Source organism: Ampullimonas aquatilis (assembly GCF_049675895.1).
Classification (GTDB): Bacteria; Pseudomonadota; Gammaproteobacteria; order Burkholderiales; family Burkholderiaceae_D; genus Ampullimonas; species Ampullimonas aquatilis.
The window spans coordinates 1,638,360-1,652,880 of record NZ_CP183834.1 but is presented as its reverse complement, the minus strand read 5'-3'; the positions used below and the strand labels follow the sequence as shown (position 1 = coordinate 1,652,880).

At 44.8% G+C, this 14,521-nt stretch carries 11 protein-coding genes and 1 tRNA gene; 10 read left to right on the top strand and 2 right to left on the bottom strand.

Annotated elements, in window-relative coordinates; all coding sequences use genetic code 11:
• Positions 1 to 70 precede the first annotated feature (70 nt).
• The gene (locus tag ACMYR3_RS07630; RefSeq protein ID WP_424196063.1) at positions 71 to 2,362 is read left to right on the top strand and encodes a UvrD-helicase domain-containing protein; all 2,292 of its coding nucleotides are present in this window, start codon (positions 71 to 73) and stop codon (positions 2,360 to 2,362) included.
• 63 nt (positions 2,363 to 2,425) lie between these two features.
• Here ACMYR3_RS07630 and ACMYR3_RS07625 read toward each other — a convergent pair whose 3' ends face one another.
• Together ACMYR3_RS07625 and ACMYR3_RS07620 are read right to left on the bottom strand one after the other, a co-directional pair.
• On the bottom strand, positions 2,426 to 3,016 hold the full coding sequence (locus ACMYR3_RS07625; RefSeq protein WP_424196061.1) for an FxDxF family PEP-CTERM protein: 591 nt from the start codon (positions 3,014 to 3,016) through the stop codon (positions 2,426 to 2,428).
• Entirely contained in the window at positions 3,001 to 3,771 is a 771-nt protein-coding gene (locus tag ACMYR3_RS07620) for a 3-hydroxybutyrate dehydrogenase (RefSeq protein ID WP_424196059.1), read from the bottom strand. The genes ACMYR3_RS07625 and ACMYR3_RS07620 overlap by 16 nt, the downstream gene beginning before the upstream one ends.
• A 93-nt stretch (positions 3,772 to 3,864) precedes the next feature.
• Here ACMYR3_RS07620 and ACMYR3_RS07615 point away from each other — a divergent pair, with 93 nt between their 5' ends.
• The 9 genes from ACMYR3_RS07615 to pheT all read left to right on the top strand — a co-directional run bounded on the left by ACMYR3_RS07615 (position 3,865) and on the right by pheT (position 14,434).
• Complete coding sequence (locus ACMYR3_RS07615; protein ID WP_424196057.1) at positions 3,865 to 4,785, top strand: alpha/beta fold hydrolase; 921 nt, start codon at positions 3,865 to 3,867, stop codon at positions 4,783 to 4,785.
• Positions 4,786 to 4,947: 162 nt separating this feature from the next.
• Positions 4,948 to 7,368, top strand: coding sequence for a RelA/SpoT family protein (locus ACMYR3_RS07610; protein WP_424196055.1), 2,421 nt, complete (start codon positions 4,948 to 4,950; stop codon positions 7,366 to 7,368).
• A 123-nt stretch (positions 7,369 to 7,491) separates the two neighbouring features.
• Positions 7,492 to 7,568: transfer RNA gene (locus ACMYR3_RS07605), tRNA-Val, on the top strand.
• 129 nt (positions 7,569 to 7,697) lie between these two features.
• Entirely contained in the window at positions 7,698 to 9,605 is a 1,908-nt protein-coding gene (gene thrS / locus ACMYR3_RS07600; RefSeq protein ID WP_424196053.1) for a threonine--tRNA ligase, read from the top strand.
• A 28-nt stretch (positions 9,606 to 9,633) separates the two neighbouring features.
• A complete protein-coding gene (infC, locus tag ACMYR3_RS07595; RefSeq protein WP_424196415.1) occupies positions 9,634 to 10,176 on the top strand; it encodes a translation initiation factor IF-3 in 543 nt (180 codons plus the stop codon).
• Positions 10,177 to 10,291: 115 nt separating this feature from the next.
• Entirely contained in the window at positions 10,292 to 10,489 is a 198-nt protein-coding gene (gene rpmI / locus ACMYR3_RS07590; RefSeq protein WP_424196051.1) for a 50S ribosomal protein L35, read from the top strand.
• 24 nt (positions 10,490 to 10,513) lie between these two features.
• The gene (gene rplT, locus ACMYR3_RS07585; RefSeq protein WP_424196049.1) at positions 10,514 to 10,873 is read left to right on the top strand and encodes a 50S ribosomal protein L20; all 360 of its coding nucleotides are present in this window, start codon (positions 10,514 to 10,516) and stop codon (positions 10,871 to 10,873) included.
• Positions 10,874 to 10,955: 82 nt separating this feature from the next.
• Positions 10,956 to 11,978, top strand: coding sequence for a phenylalanine--tRNA ligase subunit alpha (gene pheS, locus ACMYR3_RS07580; protein WP_424196047.1), 1,023 nt, complete (start codon positions 10,956 to 10,958; stop codon positions 11,976 to 11,978).
• 35 nt (positions 11,979 to 12,013) lie between these two features.
• A complete protein-coding gene (gene pheT / locus ACMYR3_RS07575; protein WP_424196045.1) occupies positions 12,014 to 14,434 on the top strand; it encodes a phenylalanine--tRNA ligase subunit beta in 2,421 nt (806 codons plus the stop codon).
• The last annotated feature ends 87 nt before the right edge of the window (positions 14,435 to 14,521 follow it).

The following is a 14,521-nucleotide window of genomic DNA, read 5'->3' as shown; positions in this document are numbered from 1 at the left end:
GAGTTAAAGTCAATCTTCGATTATAAGTGACCAGACCTGCCTATTGGCACAAACACCTATAATACGACGCATGTCTGAACTCCTCACCAACCTCAATGAAGAACAGCTTGCTGCTGTTACGCTTCCCAATCAGTCTGCTTTGATCTTGGCCGGTGCCGGCTCAGGTAAAACGCGTGTTTTAACAACCCGTATCGCTTGGCTGTTGCAGCAGGGTATGGCGAGTCCTGGCGGTATTCTGGCCGTGACTTTCACGAACAAAGCCGCTAAAGAAATGATGACCCGTCTGTCGGCTATGGTGCCAATCAGCATTCGCGGCATGTGGATGGGGACATTCCATGGTTTGTGTAATCGTTTTTTACGAGCGCATTATCGAGATGCGGCATTACCGCAAACCTTTCAGATTCTTGATACTCAAGATCAGCTCAGTGCGATCAAGCGTTTATTGAAAGCGCTCAATGTCGATGATGAGAAATTTCCTGCTAAAAATTTGATGTGGTTTATCAACGCGGCCAAAGAACAGGGGCAGCGTGCTGCAGAGATGGAAGCGCATGATGACCATAGTCGCAAGCAAATAGCACTTTATGCGGCATATGAAGATCAATGTCAGCGTGAAGGTGTGGTGGATTTTGCTGAATTGCTGTTGCGCAGCTATGAATTGCTAAAACGTAATCAACCCTTGCGTGAACATTATCAAAACCGTTTTCGTCATATTCTGGTGGATGAGTTTCAGGATACCAACAAACTGCAATATGCCTGGCTGAAGCTGCTGGCAGGTAAACATCACTGTGTCTTTGCTGTGGGTGATGATGATCAGAGCATCTATGCATTTCGCGGTGCCAATGTCGGCAATATGGCGGATTTTGAACGGGAATTCCAGATCCAGGATTTGATCAAACTGGAGCAGAATTATCGTTCACAGGGCAACATTCTTGATGCTGCCAATGAACTGATTGGTCATAATTCCCGCCGCCTGGGCAAGAATTTACGAACCGATGCAGGGCACGGTGAACCGATTCGCATTTATGAAGCGGCAACAGACGGGCAGGAAGCCACTTGGCTGGTTGAAGAAATCAAGGGCTTGATAGCGCAAGGCTACACGCGTGACGAGATTGCAATTCTTTATCGCAGTAACGCCCAGTCCAGGATTATTGAACATGGCCTATTCAGCGCCATGATTGCCTACCGAGTTTATGGTGGCCTGCGCTTTTTTGAGCGTGCCGAAGTCAAACATGCTTTGGCTTATTTGCGGCTGATGGAAAATCCAAATGACGACACCGCATTTGCCCGTGTGGTCAATTTTCCAACTCGCGGCATTGGTGCGCGCTCATTGGAACAACTTCAGGATGTTGCCAAAACAAATCATTGTTCCATGTATGCAGCAACACCTTACTTATCAGGTAAAGCAGGTAGCAGTATCGGGGCATTTGTTAAGCTGGTTGAATCGGCCCGGTTTGAAACACAAGCCATGAGTTTGTCCGAAGTGGTGGATTACATCATCAAGGCCAGTGGTCTGATAACGCATTATCAAAACGACAAAGAGGGACAGGATCGTATTGATAATCTTTTTGAGTTGGTCAATGCCGCCAAAGCTTTTGTGACCGAAGAAGGGCTTGGCCTTGATGCTCGAGCCAATGCCATTCCTGTGCCACGAGCCGAATATCAAAATCTGACTGATAGCCAGACTGGGGATACCTTGATGACTGACTTGTCAGCAAACGAAGTCATGTCGCCGCTTGCCGCATTTTTATCCCATGCTTCGCTGGAGGCCGGTGACAATCAGGCGCAGGCAGGGCAGGATGCGATTCAATTGATGACAGTACACGCTGCCAAGGGGCTTGAATTCAAGGCTGTTTTTATTACGGGGTTGGAAGAGGGCTTATTCCCTCATGAAAACTCTTTGACAGAAATGGATGGCATTGAGGAGGAGCGACGCCTGATGTATGTGGCTATTACACGCGCCCGGGAACGTTTGTATATCAGCACTACGCAAAGCCGGATGCTGCATGGCCAGACACGCTACAACGTGAAATCACGTTTCCTTGATGAATTGCCAGAGCATGCCCTGAAATGGCTGGTTCCCAAAATACAAGCGCGTAGCAACTGGGAAACACAAGAACCTGCCTGGGGTAAAGACTGGTTTGCACGTCCGGCAGCTTTAAATGGCATGCCGGCAAAGAAGGCTGGAAACGATATCAATGGTGTGGCTTACAAAGTCGGCCAAAAGGTATTTCACAACAAGTTTGGCGAGGGCACGATCATTAATTTGGAGGGTGCTGGCACTGATGCAAGGGCGCAGATCAATTTTGGCCGCCATGGAGCTAAATGGTTGGCGTTAGGTGTGGCTAAGTTGGAAGTTATTTAGCGCAAATCTAAAATAAATAAGGGCAGCCTAGGCTGCCCTTATTTTATCAATTCTCAGTGCTTGTTATGCTTGAGCAGCAACGGCACTTTCTTTACGACGACGAGCAATTACACCAATCAACCCTAAACCAGCCAACATCATGGCATAGGTTTCTGGCTCGGGTACGGCTGCAACCGTTAAACCGAATGAGCTAAAACCTGTCGTAGTACCTGGTTTACCAAAAACCAAAGCTGTGTAGGTACCAGTCGTTGCCGCGTTAAATGTGAATGAACCAGCGTGAGGAATACTACCCAGAATAGTTGGTGCTTTGTTAATACTTAGAGCTAAAGAAGTAAAAGTATCTGGAAAATTGTAATCAGTCAGAGTGGCTAGATAAGAGCCTGGAGCTGTAATCTGGAATGTATAGTTTTTGATACCATTTGCAGAGAATCCATCTGTTACATCCAGAACTGTCGCGGCTTGTGCAGACACTGCCGTTAAGGCCAGTACCAAGGCTGAACCAATCGTACGTATTTGCATATGAGCTCCCAAAGCTTTAAGTTGTATGGATTGTATTTGCTGAACGACAAAATGCATAGTCACGTTACAAAAAACATGGATCATGTGTTTTGCAAAAGCAAAAGGTAAGCCAGACCAACTTACTGCGCCACCCAACCTCCATCCATGTTCCAGGCCACGCCGCGCACCTGATCGGCGGCCGCAGAGCATAGGAAAACCGCCAAACCACCAAGCTGCTCAGGTGTCACAAATTCTTTGGATGGTTGTTTTTCGGAAACCAATGCCAGTTTTTCAGCGGCAACTGTGGTGCCATTGGCCTTGGCTCGATCATCGATCTGCTTTTGCACCAAAGGAGTGAGCACCCAACCAGGGCATATGGCGTTACACGTGATACCGGTAGTGGCTGTTTCGAGTGCCACGACTTTGGTCATGCCGACAATACCGTGTTTGGCTGCCACATAGGCTACTTTTTGCGCTGATGCCACTAAGCCATGCGCCGAAGCAATATTGATGATCCGGCCCCAATTACGTTGCTTCATGCCCGGCATGGCAGCCCGAATCGCATGAAATGCCGACGATAAGTTGATTGCAATCACGGCATCCCATTTATCAATTGGAAAGTCCTCAATCAAGGCGGTATGCTGAATGCCTGCATTGTTGACCAGAATATCAACTGCGCCAAATTCCAATTCGGCATAACGCACCATATCGGCAATTTCAGCTGATTTGGTCATGTCTGCACCATGAAAAGCCGCCTTGACACCGAACGTCTTGATTTCTTCAAGCGGAGCAAGATGGTCACCAAAACCATTCAAAATGATATTGGCCCCCTGTTGAGCAAGTGTTTTCGCGATTCCCAAGCCAATTCCGCTGGTAGAACCTGTAACAATGGCAGTTTTTCCGTTCAACATAAGCATTTCTCCTAATTAGGGGGGCGATGAGGTTATGGTTTAAGCTTGTCGTTATACATTTGTGATGAGTCGTGATTTATTGTCATTTTAGCGATGATCCACCGTTTGCGGCCATTATTTAAGGAGTGGATGATGTCAATTGAATCAACGAGCAAAATGAACTTCGTCAATTGTTTAAGTCCCGCCGGCTTACATCGGATGGCGTATAAAGAGTGGGGCGATCCTCACAATCCTCGCGTATTGCTTTGTGTACACGGTCTCACAAGGCGCAGTGATGATTTTGATGTTCTTGCCAAGGTCATGGCAACAGATTTCAGGGTGATCTGTCCTGATGTGGTTGGAAGAGGTCAATCTGACTGGCTAGCCGTGCCAGCCTATTATCAGGTTCCGCAATATATGGCCGATATGGTGACCTTGCTGGCACGCATTAACGCACCAGAAATCAATTGGTTTGGTACTTCAATGGGAGGGCTCATTGGAATGGGGCTTGCCGCTCTGAAAAATAATCCGGTTAAACGTTTGTTGCTTAATGATGTTGGTCCCTCGCTGGCGATTGAGGCATTGACGAGAATTGGCCGTTATGTGGGCAATGCTCCCGAATTTGATTCGATTGAAGCCGGTATCAGTTATTTAAAAGCGATTGCGGGTTCGTTTGGGCAGCATACCGAGCAGGAGTGGGAGGCATTGATGCGACCATGTATTGTCAAAAATCCTGCAAACAATCGCTTTCGGGTGCATTACGATCCCGCCATCGCTGCACCCTTTAAATTGACAACACCTGAGGCTTTGAGTCAGGGGGAGGTACTGTTATGGCGAAGTTATGATGCCATTCAATGTCCCACCTTGGTGGTGCGCGGTGCAAATTCAGATTTACTCACTGAAATCACTGCAGAAGCAATGCGCCATCGTGGTCCCATGGCCAAATTAGCAGTCATTGCGGATACGGGACACGCGCCCACATTTGTGCATGAAGCGCAAATTGCTTTGGCGCAAAATTTTTTTAATGGTAAATGACTCATTAAAAAGTGCTGAAAAAAGGCATTTTTAAGGAGTATATGGATAAATCACCTTCTTAGGTGCTTATTATACATAACCATTTTCAATACTGTGTGGGTGTATATATTATGCTCAAATGTGGATATAAATTGCTGGCACAGGAATGGCTAAAATAGCGTCATGCCTGCTCAAACCATTGCTGGTCAGACCAGCCTCAAAGAAAAAGAAATGTCATTGGTTTCATCCGGTCATACCGACTTAGCCTCGTCCCAACCTTTTGCTGAGGTAGCAGCTTCGTTAAGCTCGCTGTTGGCTGGTTGTGATTCGCTGGCTCAATTTAGCCAAAAGTTGTTGCCTTATCAGCAGACCCGTAGCAGTGAATCGGCTTTGGCGCATGCTCAGGGTGTCGTCGATATCTTGATTAAATTGGGTTTTGACGACGGTGCTATTGACGCTGCGTGGCTGTTTCTGTGCATGGATAAATTGCACAAGGAAGAAAAAGTCATTAAGCCGGCCTTGTTTACCCGCTTTGTCCACCCGGAAGAGCACGACTCAACGGGCTTTTGGCAATTGGCTGAAGGCGTCAATAAGCTCGTTGGTCTGGAGTCGCTGACTCGCAGTCAATCCAAAGATCATTCTGGACGAACCACCAATGTAGCCGCAGTCAATAAGGTAGAGTTACGTCAGCAAGCCGAGAGTTTGCGCAAAATGTTGCTGGCGTTTGCTCAGGATATTCGCGTTGTCATCATCTTTTTGGCATCGCGGCTGCAATCCATGCGTTACTTTGCGGCCAACAAATTGACGCCACCACTGGAAGTTTCACGAGAAGCCATGGATTTGCTCGCACCGTTGGCAAATCGCTTGGGCATTGGTCAACTCAAATGGGAACTCGAGGATCTGGCGTTTCGTTTTACCGAGCCAGAAATCTATAAAAAAATTGCCCGCTTGCTTGATGAAAAACGGGTCGAGCGTGAACAGTTCATTGAGTCGGTCAGCCAGCGAATTCGTGCTGAATTGACTAAAGAAGGTATTCGCGGTGAGGTCACAGGACGTCCCAAAAATATCTACAGCATTTTCAAAAAAATGCGTGACAAGCACATCAATTTTGAGGCACTTTATGATGTGCGCGCATTTCGCATCATCGTTGAGGATATCAAGACCTGCTATACGGTTTTGAGCCTGGTGCATCAGATCTGGTCGCCTATTACCGAGGAATTTGACGACTATATCGCGCGTCCTAAAGCGAATGGTTATAAGTCGCTACATACAGTCGTCATTGATGAAAATGGCAAAAACTTTGAAGTGCAAGTTCGTACCTACGATATGCACCAATTTGCCGAATATGGGGTTGCTGCCCATTGGCGATACAAGGAGCTAGGCGCCAAAGGCTTTGCTGGCATGAAGGGTTTTGCCACCGATTCCGAGCAAAAGAAATATGATGAAAAAATTGCCTTGTTCAGACAACTGCTGGCTTGGAAAACGGATGTTGAAAAAGGTGAGGCAGCGTCGCCCAATCATGCGGACAATAGTTCTAATGAGGCTGATTCAAATGGCGAAAAAAACTATCGCATGGCCGGGTTGGATGAGCAAATCTATATTTTGACTCCTCAAGCCCGTGTTATCGAGCTACCAGCAACGTCAACACCCATCGATTTTGCTTACCATTTGCATACTGATCTGGGCCATCGTTGTCGTGGCGCACGGGTAAATGGTGCGATGGTGCCACTCAATACGCCATTACAAAATGGGCAAACAGTAGAAATTATTTCAGCACGGCGTGGCACACCTGCCACAGGGCCTTCACGAGATTGGCTGAATCCCAATCTGGGTTATATCCAGAGTAATCGGGCACGACAAAAGGTGCGCCAATGGTTTAATGCTTTGGAACTGGCAGAAACCATCGCTTTGGGGCGCAGCCATATAGAGCGGATTTTGCAGCGTGAGGGCAAAACTTCTACCAATCTGGAAGATCTTTCCAGAAAACTGGGATTCGACAGCACTGATGATCTCTTCATTGCCGCAGGTAAAGAGGACATCGGTGCCAAAAGAATTGAATCGGCCCTGCATGGTGATGCCACTGCACTCGATATTGATATCGATAAAGTACCATTGCGTAAAAGTCGCCATGAGCAGCCGGGTTATAAACAAAGTGGGGTGCTGGTCGTGGGGGTCGGGTCGTTACTGACCCAACTGGCCAAGTGCTGCAAACCTGCGCCCCCCGATGCCATTATTGGTTTTGTGACACGTGGCAAAGGTGTTTCTATTCACCGTGAAACCTGTAGCAATTTTGCACAAATGCAAGCACGCTCTCCCGAACGTGTGGTGCAAACCACCTGGGGTGAAAATTCAGTAAGTCCTGCAGACACGCCGATTTATCCCGTCGATATCGTCGTACAAGCACAGGATCGGCAGGGGCTGCTGCGCGATATTTCTGAGGTATTTGCTCGAGAAAAAATGAACGTGATTGGCGTTAATACCCAAACAGTCAGACATGTTGCCTCAATGCAATTCACAGTTGAAGTCAATAACTCCACCCAATTGCAACGTGCAATCAATCTCATTGCCGAGGTTAGCGCCGTCATCTCCGCACGACGGAAATAGTTTTTGTCAATCAACTATGTGAGTTGGCGTTATAGCGTTTACCGTCATTCAGTGATTCAAGCTGATTAAATTGGTTTGCCTCTAGCCAAGTTGTGCAAGTTATGCATATAATGACGGTCTTTCAGGCGAATAGCTCAGTTGGTTAGAGCACCACCTTGACATGGTGGGGGTCGTTGGTTCGAATCCAATTTCGCCTACCAATTTTCAGTTTTGAGCAGCTTATGACATCGCGAACTACTTCTACACAGTTTCAATAAACGAGTCTGCTCAATCTATATATAGCAAGCGCGGCTCGTCCGCGCTTTTTTATTTCTGACTACCTAATAATCATGATCACAATCAAGCTACCCGATGGTTCAGAACGTCAATTTGAATCCCCAGTCACCGTGGCTCAGATCGCTGCTGGCATCGGTACTGGCCTTGCTAAAGCGGCCTTGGGTGGCAAAGTGAATGGTCAGCTGGTCGATACGTCCTATTTGATCGACCACGATGTCAGTCTTGCCATCGTCACCGACAAAGATACGGATGGCCTGGATTTGATCCGCCATTCGACGGCGCATTTGCTTGCCTATGCCGTTAAATCATTGTTCCCTGATGCGCAAGTCACTATCGGCCCAGTCATAGAAAATGGTTTTTATTACGATTTCTCATATAAGCGCCCATTTACGCCAGAAGATTTGGCTGCTATTGAAAAGAAAATGCTGGAATTATCCAAGCAGGATCTACCGGTGACTCGTGAAGTGATGAAGCGAGACGATGCTGTCACCTTCTTCGAGTCCATTGGTGAGCAATACAAGGCAGAAATTATTGCTTCTATTCCTGCTAATGAAGACATTTCCTTGTATCGCGAAGGCAATTTCATCGACTTGTGTCGTGGCCCTCATGTTCCCTCAACAGGAAAACTGAAGGTATTCAAGTTGATGAAAGTTGCGGGTGCCTATTGGCGCGGCAATTCCAGCAATGAAATGTTGCAACGGATTTATGGCACAGCATGGGCTAAAAAAGAAGATCAAGAAGCCTATCTGCATATGCTTGAAGAAGCAGAAAAACGTGATCACCGAAAACTGGGCAAGCAACTCGATTTATTCCATATGCAAGACGAAGCGCCTGGCCTGGTTTTCTGGCATCCCAAAGGCTGGACTATCTGGCAGCAAGTTGAGCAATATATGCGCAAGGTTTATCTCGACAATGGTTATCAGGAAGTCAAAGCACCGCAGATTCTTGATCGCAGTCTATGGGAAAAAACCGGCCATTGGGAAAACTACAAAGACAATATGTTCACGACTGAATCGGAAAGCCGAGCCTATGCACTCAAGCCGATGAACTGTCCAGGTCATGTGCAAATCTTTAATTCAGGCTTGCATAGCTATCGTGATCTCCCTTTGCGTTATGGTGAATTTGGACAATGCCATCGCAATGAGTCATCTGGATCTTTGCATGGACTGATGCGCGTCCGCGGTTTTACCCAGGATGATGGACATGTTTTCTGTACTGAAAATCAGGTTCAGTCTGAAGTGGCCGCATTTGATGCCGTGGTGCGTCAGGTGTATGCGCATTTTGGCTTTAATAACATCACCGTCAAATTAGCATTACGACCAGCAAAACGGATTGGTTCGGATGAAATTTGGGATAAGGCTGAAAATAGCTTGCGTGAAGCTATTCGTGCGGCAGGCAGTCCATGGGAAGAGTTGCCAGGTGAGGGCGCTTTTTATGGCCCCAAAATTGAATATCATCTCAAAGACTCTATTGGACGTTCCTGGCAATGCGGTACCATGCAAGTCGATTTCTCCATGCCAACTCGCTTAGGCGCAGAGTTTGTTGACGAGGATAATAGTCGTAAACCACCAGTGATGCTGCATCGGGCCATTTTGGGTTCATTGGAACGCTTTATTGGCATGTTGATTGAAAATCATGCTGGGGCGCTTCCTGTGTGGCTGTCACCTGAACAGGTGGTAGTGATGAGCATTTCTGAGAATTTTTCTGAATATGCCCAATCTGTTGCTCAATTGCTGAAAAAACAAGGCTTTAGAGTAAAAACAGATTTGCGCAATGAGAAAATAACCTATAAAATCCGCGAGCATTCTTTACAAAAGATACCCTATTTAGTCATTGTGGGTGAAAAAGAGATGCAAGCAAATACAGTAGCCGTAAGAGCGCGTGGTAATGCCGACCTTGGTGCCATGCCTGTCTTAGCACTCATTGAACGAATCAGTTCGGACATTTCTGAATATCTTTAATGCAGGCTAATGGCACTGTTTGGGCTAAATTTTTTATAAGGATATTGAGATAGCTACTGATAAGAGCCACCGTCTAAACGGTGAGATTACCGCCACGGAAGTGCGTTTAATCGGTGTAAACAATGAACAACTAGGCGTTGTAAAGTTGTCGGATGCATTCAAGCTTTCTGAAGAAGCTGATGTTGATTTGGTTGAGATTGCACCTACTGCAGTTCCGCCCGTTTGCCGTTTGATGGATTATGGCAAATTCAAATATCAGGAACAGAAAAAAGCGCACGAAGCGAAACTCAAACAAAAAGTAATCCAGGTCAAAGAAATCAAGTTTCGACCTGGTACTGATGAGGGTGATTATCAGGTTAAGCTACGCAGCTTGATTAAATTTCTGGACGAAGGTGATAAGACCAAAATCACTTTGCGCTTTAGAGGCAGGGAAATGGCTCACCAAGAAATTGGAGCGAGGCTGTTGGAAAGAATTAAAGCCGAGCTTGAGGAATTTGGTCAAGTGGAGCAATTTCCTAAAATTGAAGGTCGCCAGATGGTCATGGTTTTGGCGCCTAAAAAGAAAAAATAATCAGCGTTATTTGACGAGGATTATGCAGCACTAGCTGCAAAATAAGTGATAGACAGGTTAAGCAAGTATCTCCGTGGGGAGGTCACCTTTCATCATAAATCATGGAGTGGTAGAAATGCCTAAGATGAAAACCAAAAAGAGCGCGGCCAAGCGATTTGCTGTTCGTGCCAGTGGTTCTGTCAAACGTGGCCAAGCTTTCAAGCGTCACATTTTGACCAAGAAAACGACTAAAAATAAACGCCAGTTGCGTGGTTCAGCAGCGGTGCATCCAACCAATATGGTCTCCGTCAAGGCCATGTTGCCATACGCATAACCCCTCATTATTTAGGAGAAATATATGCCTCGAGTAAAACGTGGGGTTACTGCAAGAGCCCGCCATAAAAAAGTTTTAGATGCTGCCAAAGGTTACCGTGGCCGTAGAAAAAATGTATTTCGCATTGCCAAAGAAGCGGTCATGCGTGCTGGTCAATATGCTTATCGTGACCGCCGCAATAAAAAACGTGTATTCCGTGCTTTGTGGATTACTCGTATCAATGCAGCAGCGCGTGAACATAATCTGACTTATAGCGTTTTCATGAATGGCTTGAAAAAAGCAGCTATTGAAATCGACCGTAAAGTTCTGGCTGATTTAGCTGTTGCTGATAAAGCTGCTTTCGCTGCAATCGTGAATCAGGTTAAGGCAAGAATCGCTGCCTAAACCATCTTTCGTTTCATGATTCTTGTTAATCATGCGAAATTAAAAGGGCCTGATTATAGAGGCCCTTTTTTTATATATGACTATGGACTTATCACAACTTCAAAATCTTATTGATCGCGCGAAGATATCCTTTCAAGGCGCACAAGATGCGGCAACCCTAGAAAATGAGAAAGCAAAATTTCTGGGTAAAAGCGGCGAGATTACAATTTTGCTAAAAGCATTATCGGCATTGGATCCCGAGTCAAGGCGTGCCAAAGGTGCTGAAGTTAATCGTTGCAAGCAAGAAGTTGAAGTGCTACTGCTGCAACGACGCGATGAGCTCACCGAGCAGCAAATTGCGGCTCAACTTGCTGCTGAGGCTATTGACATTACTCTACCAGGCAGGGGAATTGGGAAAGGCACCATACACCCAGTGATCAAGAGTTGGCAAAGAATCGAGGCCATCTTTAAATCAATTGGATTTGATATTGCGGATGGCCCTGAAATTGAAACAGACTGGTTCAACTTCACTTCATTGAATAGCCCGGAAAATCATCCCGCCAGATCCATGCAAGACACATTTTATGTGGATAGTCTCGATTCAAATGGCAAACCGCTTTTGTTACGTACCCATACCAGCCCTATGCAGGTTCGTTACGCAAAAACGACACAACCACCAATCAAAGTAATTGCACCTGGTCGAACATATAGGGTTGATAGTGATGCGACTCACTCCCCAATGTTTCATCAATTTGAGGGGCTCTGGATTGATAAAAATATCAGCTTTGCCGATCTTAAAGGAGTTTACCTGGGATTTATCAGAGCATTTTTTGAAACCGATGATATCCAGTTACGCTTTCGACCATCTTATTTTCCCTTTACAGAGCCATCTGCTGAAATTGATATCGCATTTGCAAGTGGTCCACTTAAAGGTCGTTGGTTAGAAGTATCGGGGTCGGGGCAGGTACACCCATCGGTCATTCGAAATTTTGGATTAGATCCTGAAGAATATATTGGTTTTGCCTTTGGTAGTGGTATTGAGCGTCTTACTATGCTGCGATATGGTATTAATGATTTGCGCTTGTTTTACGAAAATGATCTGCGCTTTTTAAAACAGTTTACCTAAGCATTTTTCGCCGAACTTAACCCTATTACAACATTATGAAATTTTCTGAAAGTTGGCTACGCTCTTTTATTAATCCAGACCTTTCAACAGAGGCATTATCAAGTCTGTTAACCATGTCTGGCCTGGAAATAGAGGAGCTTGAGAAAGCAGCACCTGAATTTACCGGTGTTGTTGTAGCTAAAATCATTGCTATTCAAAAACATCCAGATGCTGATCGCTTAAATGTTTGCCAAGTTGATATTGGCGACAATGAGGTTCTGACCATTGTTTGTGGTGCTCCCAATGTAGCAGTAGGCTTGCGTGTTCCATGTGCAAAGGTAGGGGCGAAATTACCAGGCGGCCTGTTAATTAAACAAGCAAAAATGCGTGGTATTGATAGCTCTGGCATGCTTTGCTCTTCAAAAGAATTGGGTATCAATGATGAGTCATCTGGACTTATGGTTCTGCCAGAAGATGCAGCGATTGGTGAAAATGTTCGCAAAGTATTGATGCTGGATGATACGATTTTCACAATTAAACTTACCCCAAATCGAGCAGACTGCTTGTCTATTGTTGGTGTGGCGAGAGAGGTTTCTGCATTAACAAATCTATCATTGATAGAAAAACCTGTTAAGACTATTGACACTAATATTGATGATCAAGTTAGCGTCAATATTTTGGCATCTGATCTGTGTGGTCGATTTACTGGAAGAGTCATCAAAAACATTGATGCTAGTACAAAAACACCTGACTGGATGTTGCAGCGTTTACAACGTAGTGATATTCGTAGTGTGAGTATTTTGGTCGACATTTCAAATTATTTGATGCTTGAATATGGTTTACCTACACACGTTTATGATTTAGATAAACTTTCTGGTGGTCTCACCATAAATTGGGCCGAGGAGGGTAGTCAACTACGTTTGTTAAATGACGTTGAGATCAAACTAAATCCAGATTATGGCGTTATTGCAGACGAGTCTGGCCCCATATGTTTGGGTGGAATCATGGGTGGGGCATCGACTGGTATAGATTTAAATACACGTGATATTTTTCTTGAGTGTGCCTTTTGGTGGCCAGATTCTATTCGAGGTAGAAGTCGATCACTGGGTTTTGGTTCCGATGCTTCTCACCGATTTGAACGAGGGGTTGATTACTCTCAAACCTACAATCAAATTGATAGACTGAGCGCTTTAATTAATGCCTTATGTAATCAAAATAATCATGCACAGTTTGGTCCCATAGTAGATCAAAATGTCAATACGCCATCAATCAATTCGGTTCAAATGCGTATTGATAGAGCCAGACGAATTTTAGGTATTGATTTACATGAAAAGGAAGTGGAAACAATTTTTTCAGGACTATCGTTTGACTACGAAAATATAAATGGCGTTTTCTCAGTAAAGGCGCCAGCTTACCGATTTGACATTCAAATTGAAGAGGATTTGATTGAAGAAGTAGCTCGTGTTTATGGCTATGAGCGTATACCAGCTAAAGTACCTGTAGCTGCCCAACCATTTTTGAGTACCAAGGAAACACAAACCTCCTTGGAAAGAATCAGATCTATCTTAGTAGATGCTGAATATCATGAAGTCATCAACTACAGCTTTATAGATGATGAAAGCGAGTTATTGCTTAGTCAAAGTCCGTCCTCAATTAAATTGTTAAATCCAATTACAAGTAATCTCTCCGTAATGCGCTCCACGCTCATTGGCAGTTTAATTGCAAACCTGCAATTTAATCTGAATCATAAAGCGGATCGAGTTAGAGTGTTTGAGATCGCTCGTGTTTATTTGAAAAACAATCAAATTGGCGATGGCAAGTTTGATATCCAAGGTTTTGAACAACCCTACCGTCTTGCAGGATTAGCGTATGGAACTACTTTAGTTGAGCAGTGGGGAGAAAAGAAGCGTGTTGTTGATTTTTATGATGTCAAAAATGATATTGATAAATTAACCTTTGGTTTAAATATTTCTTATTCCCGTTGCCAGCATCCGGCATTACATCCTGGTCGCAGTGCGCAAATTGAACTCAATGGCTTGAGAATAGGTTTTATTGGGGAATTACATCCTAAATTGTCTAAAAAATTTGAATTGCCTTTTTCACCGATCTTATTTGAGATCGACATAGACAGAATTAGGAATTCAAAAATGGCTGAGTATGAAGAAGTCTCAAAATACCCCGTTGTTACTCGAGATTTTGCTGTACTAGCTAAAAATCAAATAACTGCGAGCAATATTACTGACTTGGTGAATGAAGTAAGACTCTCTACCATAGAGTGCACGTGTATCCGTGAATGTAAAATCTTTGATGTTTATAAACTGCCAGAAAACCAAGTCACAGATTTTGACAAAAGCTTGGCTTTTAGGGTTACCCTTCAAAATATTGCTGGAACAATGGATGAAAAGCAGGTAACAACAGCAATTAACACCTTGATATCCACATTAGAAGTAAAACTTGGTGTTAAATTAAGAACTTAAAAGCATTAGTTACTCCCTAGGATTAGATAATTGTGGCTATCATTCACTTACTTGAGTGATCGAATTACGCATGTTCCAAGCGTAAAA

Excerpts from the sequence above, each read along its gene's own strand:
- ACMYR3_RS07630 (WP_424196063.1), top strand. The coding sequence starts at position 71 with ATGTCTGAACTCCTCACCAACCTCAATGAAGAACAGCTTGCTGCTGTT.
- ACMYR3_RS07620 (WP_424196059.1), bottom strand. The coding sequence starts at position 3,771 with ATGTTGAACGGAAAAACTGCCATTGTTACAGGTTCTACCAGCGGAATT.
- ACMYR3_RS07615 (WP_424196057.1), top strand. The coding sequence starts at position 3,865 with ATGATCCACCGTTTGCGGCCATTATTTAAGGAGTGGATGATGTCAATT.
- ACMYR3_RS07610 (WP_424196055.1), top strand. The coding sequence starts at position 4,948 with ATGCCTGCTCAAACCATTGCTGGTCAGACCAGCCTCAAAGAAAAAGAA.
- thrS (WP_424196053.1), top strand. The coding sequence starts at position 7,698 with ATGATCACAATCAAGCTACCCGATGGTTCAGAACGTCAATTTGAATCC.
- rpmI (WP_424196051.1), top strand. The coding sequence starts at position 10,292 with ATGCCTAAGATGAAAACCAAAAAGAGCGCGGCCAAGCGATTTGCTGTT.
- rplT (WP_424196049.1), top strand. The coding sequence starts at position 10,514 with ATGCCTCGAGTAAAACGTGGGGTTACTGCAAGAGCCCGCCATAAAAAA.
- pheS (WP_424196047.1), top strand. The coding sequence starts at position 10,956 with ATGGACTTATCACAACTTCAAAATCTTATTGATCGCGCGAAGATATCC.
- pheT (WP_424196045.1), top strand. The coding sequence starts at position 12,014 with ATGAAATTTTCTGAAAGTTGGCTACGCTCTTTTATTAATCCAGACCTT.